This window comes from Salipiger abyssi (genome assembly GCF_017311415.1).
GTDB classification, from domain to species: domain Bacteria; phylum Pseudomonadota; class Alphaproteobacteria; order Rhodobacterales; family Rhodobacteraceae; genus Salipiger; species Salipiger abyssi_A.
The window spans coordinates 1-2,607 of sequence record NZ_JAEKIS010000060.1; the positions used below are offsets into that span (position 1 = coordinate 1).

The 2,607-nt window shown below is 67.4% G+C and carries 2 protein-coding genes; both read left to right on the forward strand.

The window, feature by feature from the left end; translation table 11 throughout:
• Positions 1-187: 187 nt before the first annotated feature.
• Complete coding sequence (gene istA, locus I6N89_RS25230) at positions 188-1,696, forward strand: IS21 family transposase (RefSeq protein ID WP_419247640.1); 1,509 nt, start codon at positions 188-190, stop codon at positions 1,694-1,696.
• A complete protein-coding gene (gene istB / locus I6N89_RS25235; RefSeq protein ID WP_207020957.1) occupies positions 1,693-2,532 on the forward strand; it encodes an IS21-like element helper ATPase IstB in 840 nt (279 codons plus the stop codon). The genes istA and istB overlap by 4 nt, the downstream gene beginning before the upstream one ends.
• Positions 2,533-2,607 lie beyond the last annotated feature (75 nt).

A 2,607-nucleotide genomic window follows, 5' to 3' on the forward strand; every position in this document is an offset into this window, starting at 1 on the left:
TGGTGGGCGACAACCATCTTGACCGGCACCGTCAGGCAAGTTGGCCGCCGCCGCCAGCCGTAGGGAGGGCGTAGCCCGACCGAAGGCTGGCGGCGGCGGCGCGGTTCTCTTCACGGGGGATTGCGGGGGTGCTGGCCGCTGCGGGCCGGTAGGGTCGAAGTCTCTGCTACCAAACGGAGATTGGACCTTGCCGGGCAAACCCGTCACCGACCAGCAAGTTGGAGTCTACATGACCGACCGCCTTCAATACAGCCAGCGTATCGCTGCAGCCCGCGCAGGGTTCAGCGAACGCACTGCCCGCCGCCTCGAGGCGGATCCCCGCCTTCCTTCGCAGCGCCAACCCGCCCGCGGGCGTACCGTACCTGATCCGCTCGAGGCGGTTTGGGACACTTTGCTGCTGCCGATCCTCGAGCGCGATCCGGCCGTTCAAGCCGTGACACTCCTGCGCCACCTACAGATGGCCGATCCAGACGCGTTCCCTGATGACCGGGTCCGCCGCACCCTCGAGCGCCGCGTTCGCGACTGGCGTGCCCTGCACGGCCCCGAGCGCGATGTTATTTTTCGCCAAGCGCCCGAGCCGGGCCGGATGGCGCTGTCGGACTTCACGGATGCGGGCAGGCTTGGCGTCACCATCGGTGGCGTGCCGCTGGAGCACCGGCTCTTCCACTTCGTCTTGGCCTACAGCGGCTGGGAACACGTTGCCGTGGTTCTGGGTGGCGAGAGCTTCACGGCGCTGGCCGAGAACCTCCAAAACGCGCTCTGGACCCTCGGCGGCGTGCCTCAGGAGCACAGGACTGACAGCCTTTCGGCCGCTTACCGCAACCTCGATGCCAATGCCGCGGCCGACGTGACCCAGCGCTATGACGCCTTCTGCGCCCATTACGGCATGCTGGCCAGTCGCAACAATCCCGGGGAGGCCCACGAGAACGGCGCCGTTGAAGCTCAGAACAACCATCTCAAGGTCGCTCTCGACCAGGCGCTGATCCTGCGCGGCTCCCGCGACTTCGCCGAGCTCGACGACTGGAAGCGCTTCGTTGACGAACTGGTCGCCCGCCGCAACCGGCGGCGCGAGGCCGCTGTGCGCACTGAGATGGCCGCGCTGCGACCGCTGCCCATCCGGCGCACCACCGACTTCACCGAGGTTGTCTCCCGCGTCACGAAGACCGGCGGCTTCCTGGTGCATGCCGTCTTCTATTCTGCGCCCTCCCAGCTCATCGGCAAGCGGCTGCGGGTTCATGTCTACGACGATCGGATCGAGGCATTCCTCGGCGCTACCCGGGTCGTCACCCATCCCAGGCAGCGCGGGCGTCGGGACGGCGTGCGTGTCCATTGCGTGAACTACCGCCATGTCATCCACGCCCTGCGCCGCAAGCCGCAGGCCTTAGCAGGGTCGGTCTATCGCGATGGCCTGTTTCCCCGCAGCGAGTACGAGGCCGCCTGGGCTGCGCTTTCCACCGCCTTGCCCCGCAGGGACGCCTGTCGCCGGATGGTCGACCTGCTTTGGCTTGCCCATGACGAAGCCTGCGAGGCCGAACTCGCGGGGCTGATTGCCGGCGTCCTTGACGAGGGCCTCTTGCCCGAGGCCCGGGCCCTGAAGCCGAAGCTGGTACCGCGGCGGCGCGAACTGCCGGGAGACACACCTGTCACCCTGACCGACCTCTCCAGCTTCGACGCCCTGCTGGAGGGCCGGGCATGACCGCGCCCGTGCCGCGCCCCGTCGACGTGCATGCGCTGCCCGCCATGCTCACTGCGCTGCGCCTCCCCAGCATCCAGCGGCACTGGCCCGCACTGGCCGGGCGTGCTGATGCCGAGGGGTGGCCCGCGTCCCGCTTTCTTGCTGCCTTGGCCGAAATCGAGCTCGCCGACCGTGACGCACGGCGCATCCAGCGCCACCTGCGCGAGTCCGGGCTGCCCGGGGGAAAGACGCTCGCAACCTTCGACTTCAAGGCCTTGGCAGGAGTCCCAAGGGCCCGCATCGAGGCGCTCGCCGCCGGGGACTGGGTCGAAACCGGCGCCAACCTGATCGCCATCGGCAATTCCGGCGCCGGGAAGACGCATGTCCTCTGCGCCATCGGACATGCCTTGGTCGAAGCCGGGCGGCGGGTCCTCTACACCCGCACCACGGATATGGTGCAGCGGCTCCAGGCCGCCCGACGCGACCTCGCCCTCGAGGCTGCTCTGGCAAAGCTCGACAAGTTCGACCTGATCATTCTCGACGACATCACCTACGCGCAGAAGGATCAGGCCGAGAGTTCCGTGCTCTTCGAACTCATCGCCCGGCGCTACGAGACCAAGAGCCTCGCGATCGCCGCCAATCAGCCCTTCAGTGCCTGGGGAAGCGTCTTTCCTGATCAGGCTGTCACCGTTGCCGCGATCGACAGGCTGGTCCACCACGCGACCATCCTCGAGATGAATGGGGACAGCTACCGCCGGCGAGCTGCAGCCTCCCGACAATCACCCGAGGCTGTCGCTCCGCCGACAGCCTCCGGCGACAACATCAGCGACAAGCTCGAGGAGGAAACCCCACAGTAACATCAACGAAGAACGCAGCGGTCAAAACCGGCCAAGGAGGTTGTCGGTAGCGGCCAAGGAGGTTGACGCTCTACA

Bases quoted from the DNA above. Each gene is read 5' to 3' on its own strand.
- istB (WP_207020957.1), top strand. From the start codon at position 1,693: ATGACCGCGCCCGTGCCGCGCCCCGTCGACGTGCATGCGCTGCCCGCC.